Annotated in this window: 15 protein-coding genes and 1 tRNA gene; 7 read left to right on the forward strand and 9 right to left on the reverse strand. The window is 68.9% G+C overall.

Annotated features, from left to right (window positions below):
• Nucleotides 1-7: 7 nt before the first annotated feature.
• Nucleotides 8-81, reverse strand: a tRNA-Thr gene (locus tag OG734_RS21230).
• Between the two features lie 176 nt (nt 82-257).
• Here OG734_RS21230 and OG734_RS21235 point away from each other — a divergent pair.
• The 4 genes from OG734_RS21235 to OG734_RS21250 all read left to right on the forward strand — a co-directional run bounded on the left by OG734_RS21235 (nt 258) and on the right by OG734_RS21250 (nt 4,686).
• Nucleotides 258-1,673, forward strand: a complete 1,416-nt coding sequence (locus OG734_RS21235) for an RNA-guided endonuclease InsQ/TnpB family protein (protein WP_330289108.1) — start codon at nt 258-260, stop codon at nt 1,671-1,673.
• A 326-nt stretch (nt 1,674-1,999) separates the two neighbouring features.
• Nucleotides 2,000-3,136 (forward strand): ABC transporter ATP-binding protein, encoded by a 1,137-nt coding sequence (locus OG734_RS21240; protein WP_330289109.1) that lies wholly within the window; start codon nt 2,000-2,002, stop codon nt 3,134-3,136.
• A 201-nt stretch (nt 3,137-3,337) separates the two neighbouring features.
• Entirely contained in the window at nt 3,338-3,787 is a 450-nt protein-coding gene (locus OG734_RS21245; protein ID WP_330289110.1) for a hypothetical protein, read from the forward strand.
• A gap of 167 nt (nt 3,788-3,954) precedes the next feature.
• Nucleotides 3,955-4,686, forward strand: a complete 732-nt coding sequence (locus OG734_RS21250) for a nucleotidyltransferase family protein (protein ID WP_330289111.1) — start codon at nt 3,955-3,957, stop codon at nt 4,684-4,686.
• Between the two features lie 136 nt (nt 4,687-4,822).
• Here OG734_RS21250 and OG734_RS21255 read toward each other — a convergent pair whose 3' ends face one another.
• The 6 genes from OG734_RS21255 to OG734_RS21280 all read right to left on the reverse strand — a co-directional run bounded on the left by OG734_RS21255 (nt 4,823) and on the right by OG734_RS21280 (nt 11,370).
• Nucleotides 4,823-6,544, reverse strand: a complete 1,722-nt coding sequence (locus tag OG734_RS21255; protein ID WP_330289112.1) for a DoxX family membrane protein — start codon at nt 6,542-6,544, stop codon at nt 4,823-4,825.
• 117 nt (nt 6,545-6,661) lie between these two features.
• Nucleotides 6,662-7,603 (reverse strand): 23S rRNA (guanosine(2251)-2'-O)-methyltransferase RlmB, encoded by a 942-nt coding sequence (gene rlmB / locus OG734_RS21260; RefSeq protein WP_330289113.1) that lies wholly within the window; start codon nt 7,601-7,603, stop codon nt 6,662-6,664.
• Between the two features lie 109 nt (nt 7,604-7,712).
• Nucleotides 7,713-9,116, reverse strand: coding sequence for a cysteine--tRNA ligase (gene cysS, locus OG734_RS21265; RefSeq protein WP_330289114.1), 1,404 nt, complete (start codon nt 9,114-9,116; stop codon nt 7,713-7,715).
• A 99-nt stretch (nt 9,117-9,215) separates the two neighbouring features.
• Complete coding sequence (gene ispF, locus OG734_RS21270; protein WP_330289115.1) at nt 9,216-9,722, reverse strand: 2-C-methyl-D-erythritol 2,4-cyclodiphosphate synthase; 507 nt, start codon at nt 9,720-9,722, stop codon at nt 9,216-9,218.
• A complete protein-coding gene (gene ispD, locus OG734_RS21275; protein ID WP_330289116.1) occupies nt 9,712-10,464 on the reverse strand; it encodes a 2-C-methyl-D-erythritol 4-phosphate cytidylyltransferase in 753 nt (250 codons plus the stop codon). The genes ispF and ispD overlap by 11 nt, the downstream gene beginning before the upstream one ends.
• A 423-nt stretch (nt 10,465-10,887) precedes the next feature.
• Entirely contained in the window at nt 10,888-11,370 is a 483-nt protein-coding gene (locus tag OG734_RS21280) for a CarD family transcriptional regulator (RefSeq protein WP_006380568.1), read from the reverse strand.
• A 658-nt stretch (nt 11,371-12,028) separates the two neighbouring features.
• On the opposite strand from OG734_RS21280, the gene OG734_RS21285 reads away from it, so the two are divergent.
• Complete coding sequence (locus tag OG734_RS21285; RefSeq protein WP_330289117.1) at nt 12,029-12,715, forward strand: DUF461 domain-containing protein; 687 nt, start codon at nt 12,029-12,031, stop codon at nt 12,713-12,715.
• 114 nt (nt 12,716-12,829) lie between these two features.
• Here the strand turns inward: OG734_RS21285 and OG734_RS21290 are convergent, their stop codons facing one another.
• Entirely contained in the window at nt 12,830-13,510 is a 681-nt protein-coding gene (locus OG734_RS21290; protein WP_189145194.1) for a response regulator transcription factor, read from the reverse strand.
• The gene (locus OG734_RS21295; RefSeq protein WP_330289118.1) at nt 13,507-14,832 is read right to left on the reverse strand and encodes a sensor histidine kinase; all 1,326 of its coding nucleotides are present in this window, start codon (nt 14,830-14,832) and stop codon (nt 13,507-13,509) included. The genes OG734_RS21290 and OG734_RS21295 overlap by 4 nt, the downstream gene beginning before the upstream one ends.
• A gap of 203 nt (nt 14,833-15,035) precedes the next feature.
• Between OG734_RS21295 and phoU the strand changes: the two genes are divergently transcribed.
• Both phoU and OG734_RS21305 read left to right on the forward strand, forming a co-directional pair.
• Nucleotides 15,036-15,725, forward strand: coding sequence for a phosphate signaling complex protein PhoU (gene phoU / locus OG734_RS21300; protein ID WP_330289119.1), 690 nt, complete (start codon nt 15,036-15,038; stop codon nt 15,723-15,725).
• Nucleotides 15,726-15,833: 108 nt separating this feature from the next.
• Nucleotides 15,834-15,986, forward strand: coding sequence for a hypothetical protein (locus OG734_RS21305; RefSeq protein ID WP_330289120.1), 153 nt, complete (start codon nt 15,834-15,836; stop codon nt 15,984-15,986).
• Nucleotides 15,987-16,103 lie beyond the last annotated feature (117 nt).

Genomic DNA, 16,103 nt, shown 5'->3' on the forward strand with positions numbered 1-16,103 from the left:
ACTGTTGAGCCCCCTGTCGGATTCGAACCGACGACCTGATCATTACAAGTGATCTGCTCGTTCCAGCTGAGCTAAGGAGGCACCGCGCACCACAACGCCGTACGCGAAGGCGGCTCCACTGTACACAGAGCGCGATCCCCCAGGCCACGGAGTTCGTGTTTGACCTGGGCGTCGAAAACCAAACGTAACCATCCGCGCACCCGTTCGTTGATCGCTCTGACGTGCGTTCCGAAGATCGGATCGTCGGGGAGGGATTCATGGGGAAGCCGGGGGAGTCGGTGGAGAAGCCGAGGCTGGAAGCGGTGACAGGCGAGGAGGCCGAGCGCATCAAGCGCGAGGCCCTCGGTATCGGCGACCGCCGCAAGCACCACCAGCGCACGGCGACTCCGTTGAAGGCGCACGTCAAGGAGCCGGATACGCAGCACCGCCTGTACCGCTTCCGCTTCTACCCGACCGCCGAGCAGGCGGAGCAGTTGGCGAAGACGTTCGGTGCCTGTCGGTGGGTCTACAACGAGGGGCTGGCGCTGCGGTCCGGGGCGTGGGAGCGGCATCGGGTGAATGTGGGGTTCGCGGAGTCGTGTCGGGCGTTGACGGGCTGGAAGCGGGCGGAGAAGACGGCATGGCTTGGGGAGGTGTCGTCGACGGTGCTGCAGCAGTCGTTGCGGCATCTCGATCAGGCGTTTGGGCGGTTCTTCAAGGGGTCGGGGAAGTATCCGCAGCGGAAGAAGAAGGGGCGTTCGCGGGATTCGGCGACGTATGTGCGGACCGGTTTCCGGTGGGTGGAGGATTTGGAGCGGCCGGGTACGGGGCTCATCACGCTGGCGAAGCAGTCGGTGCCGTTGGATGTCCGGTGGTCGCGGGCGCTGCCTGTGGGAACCGTTCCGGTGCGTTTGTCGGTGACGCGGGACCGGGCTGGGCGCTACTTCGTGTCGACGCTCGTGGAGGAGCGGATCGCGCCTCTGCCTACCGCCTTTGTGCCGGGTTCGCTGGCGCCGATGGCGGTGGGGCTGGATCTGGGGTTGGCGTCGCTGGTCACTCTGGACGACGGGACGAAGGTCGATCATCCGCGTCTGTTGAGGCGGTACGCGGAGAGGTTGGCGCGGTTGCAGCGGGAGCTGCACAAGAAGGTGAGGGGTTCGGCCAACCGGGACAAGGTGAGGCGGAAGATCGCGCGTCTTTACGCGCTCATCGGTGACGTTCGCAGGGACATGTTGGACCAGTTCACGACCCGCCTGGTGCGCGAGAACCAAGTGCTCGTGGTGGAGGATCTGGCCATTGCGAATCTGATGCGTCCGGCGCGTGGCAAGGGTCGTCGTCGGAAGGCGAAGTTGAACGAGGCGATCATCGATGCCGCCTGGGGCGAGTTGTTGCGGCAGCTGCGGTACAAGTGCGAGTGGTACGGGCGGACGCTGGTGATCGTCGACCGGTTCTTCCCCTCCACGCGGCGCTGCTCCGCGTGTCATACCAAGGGTCCGAAGTTGGATGTCTGGGTCCGGGAGTGGACGTGTGCCGAGTGTGGGGTCGTCCATGACCGGGATGTGAATGCGGCTGTGAACCTTCGTGACGAGGGCCTGCGGTTGTATTGGCTGGTGGCGGCCGGGCTGCCGCCCACGAAGGGAGTACCGGCGCTGATCAGGGCGTCGGAGCTGGAGGATTGTCTGCTGGCCGCTTAGCGGCGGCTGGGTGGTACGGACCGACGGGCCGTCGGCCGGAATGCCTGTGGAGCGCGTGTAAGACCGTTCGGGCGCAGTTCATGAAGGCTGTGTGCGTCGGCGGTGCGTGATGAAGCAGGAAGCCTCACGGCAAGGTCAAAAGTGCGGTGCTCTGCCTACTCGTAAGTTTCCGTCTCGAAAATTCTCGCGAAGTTCACATCCCCCCAGGTACTGACAGACGCCGAAACCCCGGGTACCGTCCTGAACCAGTCCGCGTACGTGGACTACACCACCTTCCACTACGGATCGTCCGGCACGTTCCTGCCGGTGAAGGGGGCCTAGTACCCATGGCCACTGTTTCGTTCGACAAGGCGACCCGCATCTACCCGGGCACCGAGAAGCCCGCCGTCGATGGTCTGGAGATCGAGGTCGGGGACGGCGAGTTCCTCGTCCTCGTCGGTCCGTCCGGTTGCGGCAAGTCCACCTCGCTCCGCATGCTCGCGGGGCTCGAGGACGTGAACGCCGGCGCCATCCGCATCGGTGACCGCGACGTCACGCACCTGCCGCCGAAGGACCGGGACATCGCGATGGTGTTCCAGAACTACGCGCTGTACCCGCACATGACGGTCGCCGACAACATGGGCTTCGCGCTCAAGATCGCCGGCGTGAACAAGGCCGAGATCCGTCAGAAGGTCGAGGACGCGGCGAAGATCCTCGACCTCACGGACTACCTGGCGCGTAAGCCGAAGGCGCTCTCCGGTGGTCAGCGTCAGCGTGTCGCCATGGGTCGTGCCATCGTGCGTGAGCCCCAGGTGTTCCTCATGGACGAGCCGCTGTCGAACCTCGACGCCAAGCTCCGTGTGTCGACGCGTACGCAGATCGCGTCGCTGCAGCGTCGTCTGGGCATCACCACGGTGTACGTCACCCACGACCAGGTCGAGGCCATGACCATGGGCGACCGGGTGGCCGTGCTGAAGGACGGTCTGCTCCAGCAGGTCGACTCGCCGCGCAACATGTACGACCGTCCCAAGAACCTCTTCGTGGCCGGCTTCATCGGCTCGCCGGCCATGAACCTGATCGAGGTCCCGATCACCGACGGCGGCGTGAAGTTCGGCAACTCGGTCGTCCCGGTCAACCGCGAGGCTCTCAAGGCCGCCGCGGACAAGGGTGACACCACGGTCACGGTCGGTGTCCGTCCGGAGCACTTCGACATCGTCGAGCACAACGGTGCCGCCGCCAGCGCGCTGTCCAAGGCCACGGAGGACGCCCCGGCCGGTCTCGCCGTCACGGTGAACGTCGTCGAGGAGCTGGGCGCCGACGGTTACGTCTACGGCAGCGCCAAGGTCGACGGCGAGCTGAAGGACCTGGTCGTCCGCGTCAGCGGCCGTGCCGTCCCGGACAAGGGCGCCACGCTGCACGTCGTGCCGCGTCCGGGCGAGACCCACGTGTTCTCGACCTCCACGGGCGAGCGCCTCACCGACTGAGACGCGACCTGAACACCGAAGGGCCCTGCGGCTTGCTGCGGGGCCCTTCGCATGCGCGCGCTCCCCGATGTCCGATACCCCGGCAGACCAGTCATTTCGAATCGCGTACGTCAACGCCCTACCCATAAAAAGGCACCAGTTCATCCCCCGATTGGGTGACTAAATGTCGCCAAATCAGCACCGAGCGCTACCCTCACTCGCGTGAAGCACTCCACTAACCAACTGACGCGAAGTGGCCGTGGCCCCGCCCGCCGGATCGGCCGTAGCCTCGCCCTTGTCCTGCCCGTCGTCCTGGTGCTGTCCGGGACCCTCGCGGTCACCCGAGTCAACTGGTCGGGGAATCCCTCGGACTCGGTGCTCACGGCAGCCTCCGAGGACTTGGCCGCCCGGGCCGCCGCTGCCCCCGCACCGCAGGACGTCCTGCGGGACCAGCTTCTCCTGGAGCTCCAGGAGAAGGACCCCGGCATCGCCCTCACCCACCTCCAGCAGGCGGTGAACGGCCACCCGACGCTGGCGAGGCACTGCACCTCCATCGCCCGCGCCCTGGGCCGTGCCGCGGTCCGCATGTACGGCCCGTCGCGCGCCCAGTCGTTCGCCCGCCCGGTCTGCGACACGTCCTTCGCCACGGGAGTGGCGGCGGTCCACGGCTAGGCGTCAGACGCCTCTGGAGGCGCCCCCGCAGGGGGCCGCCTCCAGGGGCGCGGGGATCTGCGCGCCCAGCCCCCACCGGACCCGCAGATCCCCACCCCCAGTTCCACCCCGTCCGCACCCCCAGACCTCGCCCGCCAAACCCGCGGAGCGCCCCGTACAGTTCGAACATGACCGATCCGAACGCCACGTCGCGCCCCACTCAGGCCGTGGTCCTCGCCGGCGGCCAGGGCTCCCGGCTCCGCCCGTACACCGACGACCGGCCCAAGCCGATGGTCGAGATCCCCGGCACGGGGACGCCGATCATCGGCCATCAGCTTGTCTGGCTCGCCGAGGAGGGTGTGACGGATGTCGTGGTCAGCTGTGGCCATCTCGCCGAAGTCCTCCAGAAGTGGCTGGAGACGGCCGATCTGCCGCTGAACGTCACGACGGTCGTCGAGACCGAGCCCCTGGGCCGTGGTGGCGGCCTCAAGTACGCGGCCGCACACCTTCCCGCCCCGGATCAGCCCTGGTACGCCACCAACGGTGACATCTGGACCCGTTTCTCGCTGCGTGACATGGCCGACTTCCATGCCGAGCGGGACGCTGTGGCGACCCTCGCGCTGGCCCGTCCGCGGCTGCCGTGGGGCGCTGTCCAGACGGACGGCTTCGGTCACATCACGGACTTCATCGAGTCCCCTCCGTCGACCTTCGAGATCAACGCGGGCGTGTACGTCTTCTCCTCCGAGTTCGCCGCCCTGCTCCCGGAGCGCGGCGACCACGAACGCACCACGTTCCCCCACCTGGCCCGGGAACTCCGCCTGGCCGGCTTCCCGATCCCGCACGGTGCCTACTGGCGTGCCATCGACACCGCGAAGGACCTGACGGAGGCCGCGAAGGAGCTGGCGGCGCTGGGCCGTTGAGGCGTTAGCCGTCGGCCGGCCCTTCGCCTCTTCGCCTCCTCGCCAAAGGCCTTTGTACGTATGGCTGTTACGGCGGTTACGTCGATGGGGTCCCGCACTTTCACAGTGCGGGACCCCATCCTCGTAGTTACCGCTGCTAGCCCAGGAGGCCGCCCACCAGTCCCGGCTGGCCCGTGGAGGAGCCGCCGGTGCTGCCGTCGCCAGTGCCTCCGGTGCTGCCGCCCGTGGAGCCGCCGTTGGTGCCGCCGGGGGTGCCCGTGCTGCCCGACGAGGACGGTCCGGCGCTGGTGCTGGGCGCCTGCTGGGCCGGGGTGGTCTGCTGCGGCGGGGCCTGGCCGGCGCTGCCCTGGGTCTGGCTGGGCCGGCTTCCGGTGACGCTGCCGCTCTCGCGGGCCTCCTCGGGGGTGGTGGCGGCGTCGCCGGTCGTGGGTGCGGCCGAAGTGGCGCTCTGGGTCGGTGACTTGGTGGCCGCCGAGGGGCTCTTCGAGGCGCGGCGTTCGCCGGACTCCTCCGGGAGCGGGGAGCCGGGGAGTTCGTTGCGCGGGGCCTCGCCGGGGCCGGGGACGACGACGCGGTCGGCGTCTCGGACGGCGCCGCCGAGGAGCGAGCCGATGAGGAGGGTGAGCCCGATGACGACGGCCGTGACGAGGGCACCGCGGCGCAGGACGTAGGCCCGCAGTTCCCAGATGTCCGTACGGGGTCCGAGTCGGCGCCAGGCGCTGCCGGCGAGTCGGCCGTCGATGGAGTAGACGGGTGCGCCGGCGATGATCAGCGGCGACCAGGCGGCCAGGTAGATGATGTCGGGGGCGTCGTAGACGGGGACGCTCTTCCAGCTGACGGTGACGAGCAGTGCGCCGGAGAGCAGCGCGCCGCCGACCGCGGCGACGCGCTGCCACAGGCCCAGGACCGTGAGGACTCCCACGATGACCTGGAGGAAGGCGATGACGAGTCCGGAGCCGACGGGGTGCTGGAGAGCGAACTGCCGTAGTGGCTCGGCGACTTCCCAGGGGTGCAGGGTGTTGAGCCACTTCATCATGGAGCCGCGTTTGCCGCCGTCGAAGTAGACGGGGTCACAGAGCTTGCCCATGCCGGCGTAGATGGAGATGAAGCCGAGGAAGATGCGGAGCGGGAGCAGGACGACGCCGAGGTTCATCCGGCGGCCGGGGTAATAGGCGTGCCGTACGGGGTCGTTGGCGTGGCGCTTCCGTCTCCCGTCGGTGTCCCGCTCGTGGCCTTCGTGGCCCTCGTAGTCGAACTCGTCGTCCCCGTAGCCGGGTTGGCCGTATCCGGAGTCGCCGTATCCGGTCTCCTCGTATGCGCTGCCGGCGGTGCGCATGTTGGGGAGCAGGCGGCCGGTGTCGGGGTCGGAGCCGTGGGTGCGTTGGCTGCCGACGATCGGCGTCTCGACGGTCTGGTCGAGGGTGCTGCCTGCGTAGTCGAGTTCGTCGTCGATGCGGGGGATGACCTGCGTCGCTCCGGCGTCGGCGACCGGCGGCTGCTCGCCGTGGCGCACGCTGGAGCCCCGTACGGCCTGGAGCAGCCGGTGGGCGCCGGTGTCGTCGGGCGCCGACTTCCCGCTCCAGACGACGGGTGCCCGGCGTCGGACGGCCGTGACGCCGCCGGCGCCTGCGACGGGGATGCGCGCCGTGTCCTCGGAGGCGCCGAGGTGCCGGGCGACGCGGGACGACGGTGCCGCCCGCCGCGTCGAGGCCCCCAACTGCACGCGGAAGCTCGCATGGTTGACGATGACCTGCGCCGGATCGCTCGGCACCTTCACCATGCTCAGCGCGGGAGCGTCGTCGTATCCCGACGAGCGGTCCCCCGTGGGTGTGCGGGGTGTTCTGGTGTCCACACTCATCTAACCGAGTGACGTGAGGTTAGGACACTGCTTTGACCTGGCGGATGTGTCCGGACCCCGTCAAGGTCACGTCACCCGCCCGGATTCCCCCGTACGGGTGACGTCATGCACGCGTGTTCAGGCGCGTCGGCGGGCCGCTTCGTACAGCACGATCCCGGCGGCGACACCGGCGTTGAGGGACTCGGTGCCACCGGGCATCGGGATCCGTACGAGGTGGTCGCAGGTCTCCCCGACGAGCCGGGACAGCCCCTTGCCCTCGCTGCCGACGACGATGACGACGGGCCCGCCGAGGGCGGCCAGATCGCTGAGGTCCGCGTCCCCGTCGGCCGCGAGACCGACCACCAGGATCCCGGCCTTCTGGTACGCCTCCAGGGCGCGCGTCAGGTTGGTGGCACGGGCGACGGGCGTACGGGCGGCGGCGCCGGCGGAGGTCTTCCAGGCGCCGGCGGTCATGCCGGCGGCGCGCCGCTCGGGCACGACGACGCCGTGCCCGCCGAAGGCGGAGACGGAGCGGACGACGGCGCCGAGGTTGCGGGGGTCGGTGACACCGTCGAGGGCGACGATGAGGGGGTCCACGCCGTTGTCGTAGGCGGCGTTGGCGAGGTCCTCGGGGTGGGCGTACACGTACGGCGGGACCTGGAGGACGAGGCCCTGGTGGTTGAGTCCGTTGGTCATCCGGTCGAGCTCGGGACGGGGGGCCTCCATGAGGTGGATCCCGCCGCGCTCGGCCACCAGCTGGAGTGCCTCGCGCACGCGCTCGTCGTTGTCGATGAACTGCTGGACGTAGAGCGTGGTGGCCGGGACGCCCTCGCGGAGTGCCTCGACGACCGAGTTGCGTCCGACGACGAGTTCGGAGGAGGCCTTACCGCCGCGCCCCTTGGGTGCGGGCCGGCGCTGGATCTGCTTGGCCTTGGCACCGGCAATACGGTTCTTCTTGTGACCCTTGCGCGCCTCGGCGGGCGGCGTCGGGCCCTTGCCCTCGAGCCCTCGGCGCCGCTGGCCGCCACTGCCGACCTGCGCGCCCTTCTTGCCGGACATGCGGCGGTTGTTAGCGGCCATGACCTACCTGTCTGTGTGAAGGCGTGCGTGTGTACGTCTATGAGTGTGCCGCCCGGAGACCCGGGCGGCCCAATCGATCAAGGAAATGCAGGTATTTGCGGGGAAATGGTCAGCGCGGGCCGAGGGTCCAGCGCGGTCCCTGCGGGCCGTCCTCGATGACGAGGCCCGACTGGTTGAGCTGGTCGCGGATGGCGTCCGCGGTGCCCCAGTCCTTGCGCCCGCGGGCGGCCTCACGCTGATCGAGGACGAGTCGTACGAGACTGTCGACGACCCCGTGCAGATCTTCACCCCGGTCGCCGACGTCCCCGGCCCAGTGCGGGTCGAGCGGGTCGAGGCCGAGGACGCCGAGCATGGCGCGTACCTCGGCGAGCCGGGCGACGGCGGCTTCCTTGTCGTCGGCGGCGAGGGCGGAGTTGCCCTGCCGGACGGTGGTGTGGACGATGGCGAGGGCCTGCGGCACGCCCAGGTCGTCGTCCATGGCCTCGGCGAAGGCGGGCGGCACCTCGGCGGCGGGCTCGACGACACCCCCGGCCTTCTCGACGACGCGCTGGACGAAGCCCTCGATCCGGGCGAACGCCGACTCGGCCTCGCGCAGGGCGTCTTCGCTGTACTCGATCATCGAGCGGTAGTGCGGGGTGCCGAGGTAGTAGCGCAGGACGATGGGGCGCCAGGCCTTGACCATCTCGCTGACGAGGACGGAGTTGCCGAGGGACTTCGACATCTTCTCGCCGCTCATGGTGACCCAGGCGTTGTGCAGCCAGTACGCGGCGAAGTCGTCGCCGAAGGCCTTGGCCTGGGCGATCTCGTTCTCGTGGTGGGGGAAGATCAGGTCGAGTCCGCCACCGTGGATGTCGAAGGCGGTACCCAGGTACTTGTGCGCCATGGCGGAGCATTCGAGGTGCCAGCCGGGCCGTCCGCGCCCCCAGGGCGTCTCCCAGCTCGGCTCGCCCGGCTTCACGGCCTTCCACATGGCGAAGTCACGGGAGTCGCGTTTGCCGGTCTCGCCGTCCCCGGAGGGCTGGAGCAGGTTGTCGAGCTCCTGGTTGGACAGCTGCAGGTATCCGGGGAAGGAGCGCACGTCGAAGTAGACGTTTCCGTCGGCCTCGTAGGCGTGTCCGCGTTCGATGAGCCCGCGCATCATCTCGACCATCTCGGTCACGTGCCCGGTGGCACGCGGCTCGTAGGTCGGGGGCAGGCAGCCGAGCGCGTTGTAACCGTCGTTGAAGGCCCGCTCGTTCTCGAAACCGATGGACCACCAGGGGCGCTCCTGTTCGGCGGCCTTCCTGATGATCTTGTCGTCGATGTCGGTGACGTTGCGGATGAACGTGACGTCGTACCCGCGGTACGTGAACCAGCGGCGCAGGATGTCGAAGTTGAGGCCGGACCGGATATGCCCGATGTGCGGGGCGGCCTGCACGGTGGCGCCACAGAGGTAGATCGAGACACAACCCGGCGTGAGCGGGGCGAAGTCACGGATCTGCCGGGCGCTGGTGTCGTACAGGCGAATGGTCACGGGTCCAGGGTAGTGGCCCACACCCGGTGCGCTGCGACCCTTGTCCACAAGGGCCACATATTCGTGACATTGCCGTCTACGACCCAGCCCTTCGGGGGCTCAGCCCGTCCGGGCCACCAGTGCCGTGGCCACCGCCATCAGTCCCTCCGCCCGCCCCGGGAACCCGAGCCCGTCCGTCGTAGCGCCGGACACCGAGACCGGCGCCCCCACCGCCTCCGACAACACCTTCTGCGCTTCCTCGCGCCGCTTCCCGATCTTGGGCCGCGGCCCCACCACCTGCACGGCGACGTTGCCGATCGTGAACCCGGCCGCCCGGACGATCCGCGCCGCCTCCGTCAACAGCGTCACCCCGGAAGCCCCGGACCACTCCGGGCGTCCGGTACCGAAGTGCTGCCCCAGGTCGCCGAGGCCGGCCGCCGAGAACAGCGCGTTGCACGCGGCGTGGGCGACGACGTCCGCGTCGGAGTGACCCGCGAGCCCCGTCCCCTCGCCCTCCCACTTCAGGCCGGCGCACCACAGCTCGCGGCCCTCCTCGAAAGCGTGAATGTCGGTACCGATACCGACCTGGGGCAGAACCGGCCCCCCTGCGGCAATCTCAGAAGCCATCGTTCAGCCTCCTCCGTGCCAGTACCGCCTCCGCGAGTACGAGATCCAGTGGCCTCGTCACTTTGAACGCCTCCTCGTGGCCGGGCACGACCACGACCGGCAGGCCCAGCTGTTCCACCATGCTCGCGTCGTCGGTGACGTTCTCGGTGACCGTCGCGTGGGCCCGTACGAGCGTGGCGACGGCGAACCCCTGCGGTGTCTGGACCGCGCGGAGCCGCGCCCGCTCCGGTGTCGCCAGCACCGGCTCCGGTTCCCCGGGCGTCATGGCCGGCTCGACCTCCTTGACGGTGTCCGCGAGCGGCAGCGCGGGAACCACGGCCTGCGCACCTTCCCGTACCGCCTCGATCACGGCGTCCACCGTGTCCACCGGTACGAGTGGGCGGGCGGCGTCGTGCACGAGGACGATGTCGATGCCGGGCGGCAGCGCGTCCAGGCCGAGCTTCACCGACTCCTGCCTGGACTCGCCCCCGGGTACGACGAGGAAGTCGGTGCGCTCGGGCAGCGCGTGGGCGTCGAGGAGGGTCTTGACCTCGGCGGCGCCGTCCGGCGGGGCCACGACGACGACGAGCGAGACGGCGCGGGACGCGGCCATCGCGCGCACCGCGTGTACGAGCATGGGCGTGCCGTTCAGCGCGCGAAGCGCTTTGGGGGCGCCCGGGCCGAGGCGTACGCCCCGGCCGGCGGCCGGAATCACGGCGGCCGTACGTGCCCCGGGCGGTGTGGGGCGCGATTCGTCAGACATCGGTTCCTGTCAGGTTTGTGTGCCGAGCCCACGTGGGTATGGCCTGGAGGAGTGCCGGGCGCGAGCCTCGATCGGACCCTTCCGTGACTTCCGGTCGAGTCGGTTCCGGGCCCGGCACACAAGTATCAGTACTTCAGTGCTACTGGCAGACCGCAGAGAAAGTACGACTGCGGAGAACCAACTGCCGGTGGGGAAATCTGCTGGAGAATCCGCAGCTGCTGCTGGGGTCCCGGATACCTCGTCCGCGATACCTCGCAGATCGCAGGACATCCGGGCATGAACATGCCGCAGCGCCCGGCGACATTGGATACGTCATCGGGCACCGCGGCATTTCACTGTGCTGCTTGATGAGCTGACTGTGCTGCCGAACTGAGTGCGCGGGCTTTTCAGGGCCTGCGTTCAGTCAGGTTCGTTCAGTCGGATTCAGGACGCGAGCACCTCGTCGAGCAGGGCCTCGGCCTTGTCCTCGTTCGTGTTTTCCGCCAGCGCGAGCTCGCTCACCAGGATCTGGCGAGCCTTGGCGAGCATGCGCTTCTCACCGGCGGACAGTCCGCGCTCACGCTCACGACGCCACAGGTCACGTACGACTTCCGCAACCTTGATGACATCGCCGGAGGCGAGCTTCTCCAGATTTGCCTTGTAACGACGCGACCAGTTCGTGGGCTCCTCGGCATACGGAGCGCGCAGGACCTCAAAGACCCGGTCCAGCCCTTCCTGACCAACCACATCACGTACGCCGACGAACTCCGCATTGTCCGCTGGCACACGTACAGTCAGGTCACCCTGGGCGACCTTCAGCACCAAGTAGGTCTTGTCCACGCCTTTGATCTGGCGAGTTTCGATGGCCTCGATCAGCGCGGCCCCGTGATGGGGATAGACCACGGTGTCGCCAACCTTGAACGTCATGTGACAGGTACCCCTTCCGTGGCTATCCAGGGTAACACGGAAACGGCGGCTTCTGAATGGCGTTTTCGCAGGTCAGGGCATATCTCGGGGCTTGACAACTGCAACAGGAACGTGCTTCGGCAGGGCCCCGGAGACGAAGGCGAGGGGGGTATTCGCAGGTCGGAGCGGCTCTCCGAACGAAGTGAAACCCGGACGCCACACACACCCGGAGGCCCTTGCGGGCGACCAAACATCCACTTATGTCCGCTTCCAAGTGTGCGACTTACGCTACTCCGTTCGGTGAGCGGAGTCGGGCGCGGGACGAATCCGGAATTGATCACGACGCTTGATGATCCGGCGGATGGCCGAGCAGACTCTCCATGAGTGATCAATTTCCCGATGCCGTCCATTCCTTCACCGGAATTTTGCAGGACAGGATCCTCTGTTTGCCGACGGCGCTTATGTGAATGCCGGACTGCCGTGCCCTGAGAAGGATCAAGAAGGGGGTCAAAGTGACTCCCGAGGCACCCGCGCTCTCCTGAGCCGGCTCCCCCGCCCGCCTCTAGAGGCGGGTCGGGTGCGGTGGCACGGGAACGGCTCGGTAACCTAAGGCCGCTGACAGTCACTTAGGGCGGCTTTATAAGGAGCTGCCCGTGCGTTCCAAGGAGTTGCCGCCGCCGTGAGCAGCAGCCTTCGACGCGGCGCCCTCGCCGCATCCGCCCTCGCGTTCTCGGTCGCCACGCTCGCCGGGTGCGCAGCCGGAAACAACGCCCAGACGCTGGAGATCAAGCCGGACAACGCGGCCAAGACCGTTGGCGTCATCAAGCTGCAGAACGTCGTCGTCATCACGCAGCCGGAGCTGGAGTCGACCGGCCCGGCCGCCGTCTCGGCGACCGTGTTCAACACCGGCGCCACCGCCCAGACGCTGGAGTCGATCACCGTCCCCGGCACCGGCAAGACCGCCGAGCTGAAGCCCGCCAAGGGCGGCAGCCTGAGCATCCCGGCCGGCGGCTCGCTCATCATCGGCGGGGCGAACAACGCGTCCGCCGTGCTGGCCAGCAGCCGCGAGGCGGTCCAGGACGGCAACGCGCAGAAGATCACCTTCACCTTCAGCAAGACCGGTGACGTGAGCCTGCGCGCGTTCGTCGTCCCGGCGGAGGGCTTCTACGCGTCATGGGGCCCGACGGAGGCCCCGGCGGTACCGGGCGGCGCCACCGGCGCCTCCCCCTCGCCCTCCACCTCCGGCGAGCCGGCAACGGCCGGTTCCCCGAGCCCGACCCCCACGGGGCCCGGCACGACGCCCGAGGCCGGGACCACGCCGAACATCTCGGCGACGGCCACGGATGCGGCGGTCGCCGGTCAGTAACCGCGGTCGGCGGCCACCGGGCCGTCGTACACGAGCGCGTACGTCGAAGGGCGGGACCTCTCCAGGAGGTCCCGCCCTTCGACGTACGTGCGGCGGCCGGGTGTTGGGGCCGGTTTACGGCTCGAACTTGTATCCGAGACCGCGGACCGTCACCAGGTACCTGGGCGCACCCGGGTCCGGCTCGATCTTGGCGCGCAGGCGCTTGACGTGGACGTCGAGGGTCTTGGTGTCGCCGACGTAGTCGGCGCCCCAGACCCGGTCGATGAGCTGCATACGGGTCAGCACGCGGCCGGCGTTGCGCAGCAGCATCTCCAGCAGGTCGAACTCCTTGAGCGGGAGGTCGACCTTGGCACCGGAGACGGTGACCACGTGGCGGTCGACGTCCATGCGGACCGGGCCGGCCTCCAGCGCGGCCGGGCTGACCTCCTCGGGCTCGCCGCGGCGGCGCAGGACGGCGCGGATGCGGGCGACCAGTTCGCGGGAGGAGAAGGGCTTGGTGACGTAGTCGTCGGCCCCTATTTCCAGGCCGACGACCTTGTCGATCTCGCTGTCCTTGGCGGTGACCATGATCACCGGGACGTTGGACTTGACGCGCAGCTGACGGCAGACCTCCGTGCCGGGCAGGCCCGGCAGCATCAGGTCGAGCAGGACCAGGTCGGCGCCGTTGCGCTCGAACTCGTCGAGTCCGTCGGGCCCGGTGGCCGCGATGGCGACCTCGAAACCCTCTTTGCGGAGCATGTACGACAGGGCGTCGGAGAAGGATTCCTCGTCCTCGACGACGAGCACTCGGGTCACGGATGGACCTCCGGGGCGTGAAGCGGATCGTAAGGGGATGTACCGGTGGTCCGGTCGGCCACTTCGCCGTGGTCGGACGGTCCGTCCCCGGCTTCGGGGTCGGAGTCTGGGAGTGACTCGGGGTGTGAGTCATGGTCGTACAGGTGCGGCCGGTTCGCGCGGGCTCGGCGGCCGGTGCCCGCCTCCGGCAGCCGCAGGGTGAACGTGGAGCCCTGACCCTCGGAGCTCCACACCGTGACCTCCCCGCCGTGCGAGGCGGCCACGTGCTTGACGATCGCCAGCCCGAGACCCGTACCGCCGGTGGCGCGGGAGCGGGCCGGGTCGACGCGGTAGAAGCGCTCGAAGATGCGCTCCTTGTCCTTGTCGGAGATGCCGATGCCCTGGTCGGTCACGGCGACCTCGATCAGGTCCCCGCCAGGCGCGTTCACCCGGCGGGCCGCTATGCCGACGCGGGTGGCGGAGGGCGAGTAGTTGACGGCGTTCTCGACGAGGTTGCCCAGGGCGGCGGCGAGCTGGCCGCGGTTGCCCCAGACGCGCAGGTCGGCGGTGCCTCCGGCGGCCATGGTGATGTGTTTGGTGCCGGCCTGGTGGCGGCAGCGGTCGACGGCCTCGGCGACGAGCTCGTCGACGCGGACCGGCTCGGCGTCCTCCAGCGGGTCGTCGTTCTGCACCCGGGAGAGGTCGATGAGTTCCTGGACGAGGCTGGTGAGGCGGGTCGCCTCGATCTGCATCCGGCCGGCGAAGCGCTCGACGGCCTCGGGGTCGTCCGAGGCGCCCATGACTGCCTCGGAGAGAAGGGAGAGGGCGCCGGTGGGGGTCTTGAGCTCGTGGCTGACGTTCGCGACGAAGTCGCGTCGTACGGCCTCGATGCGCCGGGCCTCGGTGAGGTCCTCGACGAGGAGGAGCACGAGCCGTGAGCCCAGCGGGGCGACGCGCGCCGAGACGGCGAGGGCTTCGCCGCGGCCGGTGCCGCGTCTGGGGAGGTCCAGCTCGACCTGGCGTATCTCGCCGTCGCGCCGGGTGTCGCGGGCCATCTGGAGCATCGGCTCCACCGAAAGCTTTCCGCCACGGACCAGTCCGAGGGCGTACGCCGCCGAGCTGGCCTTGACGACGGCGTCCGCCTCGTCGAGTACGACGGCCGAGGACCGCAGCACGGACAGCACCGTGTCGACGCCGGGCGGCAGTACGGGGTCGGTGTGCAGGGAGGTGCGGGTGGGCCGTTTCTGGTCACGCTCGCTCCAGCGGAACGCCAGCATGGCGATGACACCGGTGAGTACCCCGGCGATCGCTGCCGCTGCGGCGACTGCCGCGTTCACGTCCATGCACTCAGGTTAGGCATGGGATACGACCCGGCCACAGCCATCAGGGTGCGACCTCGAACACTCGTCGCCCAGAGTTCACCTTGGAGCCAGTATTGGTTCATTTGTCGGGGCGGAAAACGACGCGTGCAGGGCCGAACGTGGGAGCGTGGGGGTCACGGGGCCCGGTGCTTGCCCCCGAACGGACGTCAAGAGAGGGACACCTGATGCGTGACGCGTACCACGAGGAACTTGACTCGATCGGCGATAGTCTGGTCGAAATGGCCCGACTTGTCGGGTCGGCTATCGGGCGTGCCACGACGGCGATACTCGATGCCGACCTGAAGCTGGCCGAAAGTGTCATCGAGGCCGACGCCAGGGTCGACGAACTCCAGCACGACCTGGAAGGCCGCGCCATTGCGCTGCTGGCCCGCCAGCAGCCGGTGGCGACCGACCTGCGGATCGTCGTCACGTCGCTGCGGATGAGCGCCGATCTGGAACGCTCCGGCGACCTGGCCCAGCACGTCGCCAAGCTGGCCCGGCTGCGCTTCCCGGAGCGCGCGGTCCCGCGCGACCTGCACGCCACGATCCTGGAGATGGGCCAGCTCGCGCAGCGCCTGATGGCGAAGGCGGCCGAGGTCATCATCACCAAGGACGTCGACCTGGCGATGCAGCTGGAGACGGACGACGACGAGATGGACCTCCTGCACCGCACACTCTTCCGGCACCTGATCGACGAGCGCTGGAAGCACGGCATCGAGACGGCGGTCGATGTCACGCTGCTGGGCCGTTACTACGAGCGCTTCGCGGACCACGCGGTGTCGGTCGCCAAGCGTGTGGTGTTCCTGGTGACGGGTGAGCACGCGGACGAGCTGCAGCAGGACGTGCAGCCGCCCACCGGGGTCGAGGGCGCGTAACCCTCCGAGCCTCTGTGCGCCGTTGATGCGCCCGGCGGGACGGGCATGCAATGGGGAGAAAGTACGAGAAGGCACCCGTCTCCAGGACCAGCTCTCCAGGAGGGCCCCATGGCCGAGACCCCCAGCACGCCCGACCCGACGCAGGAACGCGAGACGCAGCACCCCGCCGAGATCAAGAACCTGCCCCTGTTCGGCGCCTGCGGCTGCGGCTCCGGCTGCGGATGCGGCTGCCAGTCGGGCAATCCCTGCCAGTGCGGTTGACGCATCGCCACTGGACAGGACATCGGATACGGCTTCAGGTACGACATCAGATTCCGGCTCGGATTCGGCTCCAGATCGGCATCAGTGCGGCTCGGCGTCCCAGGGACCCTGCCTCCA

This window comes from Streptomyces sp. NBC_00576 (genome assembly GCF_036345175.1).
Lineage (GTDB): Bacteria > Actinomycetota > Actinomycetes > Streptomycetales > Streptomycetaceae > Streptomyces.

Excerpts from the sequence above, each read along its gene's own strand:
- OG734_RS21235 (WP_330289108.1), top strand. The coding sequence starts at position 258 with ATGGGGAAGCCGGGGGAGTCGGTGGAGAAGCCGAGGCTGGAAGCGGTG.
- OG734_RS21240 (WP_330289109.1), top strand. The coding sequence starts at position 2,000 with ATGGCCACTGTTTCGTTCGACAAGGCGACCCGCATCTACCCGGGCACC.
- OG734_RS21280 (WP_006380568.1), bottom strand. The coding sequence starts at position 11,370 with ATGACGTTCAAGGTTGGCGACACCGTGGTCTATCCCCATCACGGGGCC.
- OG734_RS21255 (WP_330289112.1), bottom strand. The coding sequence starts at position 6,544 with ATGAGTGTGGACACCAGAACACCCCGCACACCCACGGGGGACCGCTCG.
- ispF (WP_330289115.1), bottom strand. The coding sequence starts at position 9,722 with ATGGCTTCTGAGATTGCCGCAGGGGGGCCGGTTCTGCCCCAGGTCGGT.
- ispD (WP_330289116.1), bottom strand. The coding sequence starts at position 10,464 with ATGTCTGACGAATCGCGCCCCACACCGCCCGGGGCACGTACGGCCGCC.
- OG734_RS21250 (WP_330289111.1), top strand. The coding sequence starts at position 3,955 with ATGACCGATCCGAACGCCACGTCGCGCCCCACTCAGGCCGTGGTCCTC.
- OG734_RS21305 (WP_330289120.1), top strand. The coding sequence starts at position 15,834 with ATGGCCGAGACCCCCAGCACGCCCGACCCGACGCAGGAACGCGAGACG.
- rlmB (WP_330289113.1), bottom strand. The coding sequence starts at position 7,603 with ATGGCCGCTAACAACCGCCGCATGTCCGGCAAGAAGGGCGCGCAGGTC.
- phoU (WP_330289119.1), top strand. The coding sequence starts at position 15,036 with ATGCGTGACGCGTACCACGAGGAACTTGACTCGATCGGCGATAGTCTG.
- OG734_RS21295 (WP_330289118.1), bottom strand. The coding sequence starts at position 14,832 with ATGGACGTGAACGCGGCAGTCGCCGCAGCGGCAGCGATCGCCGGGGTA.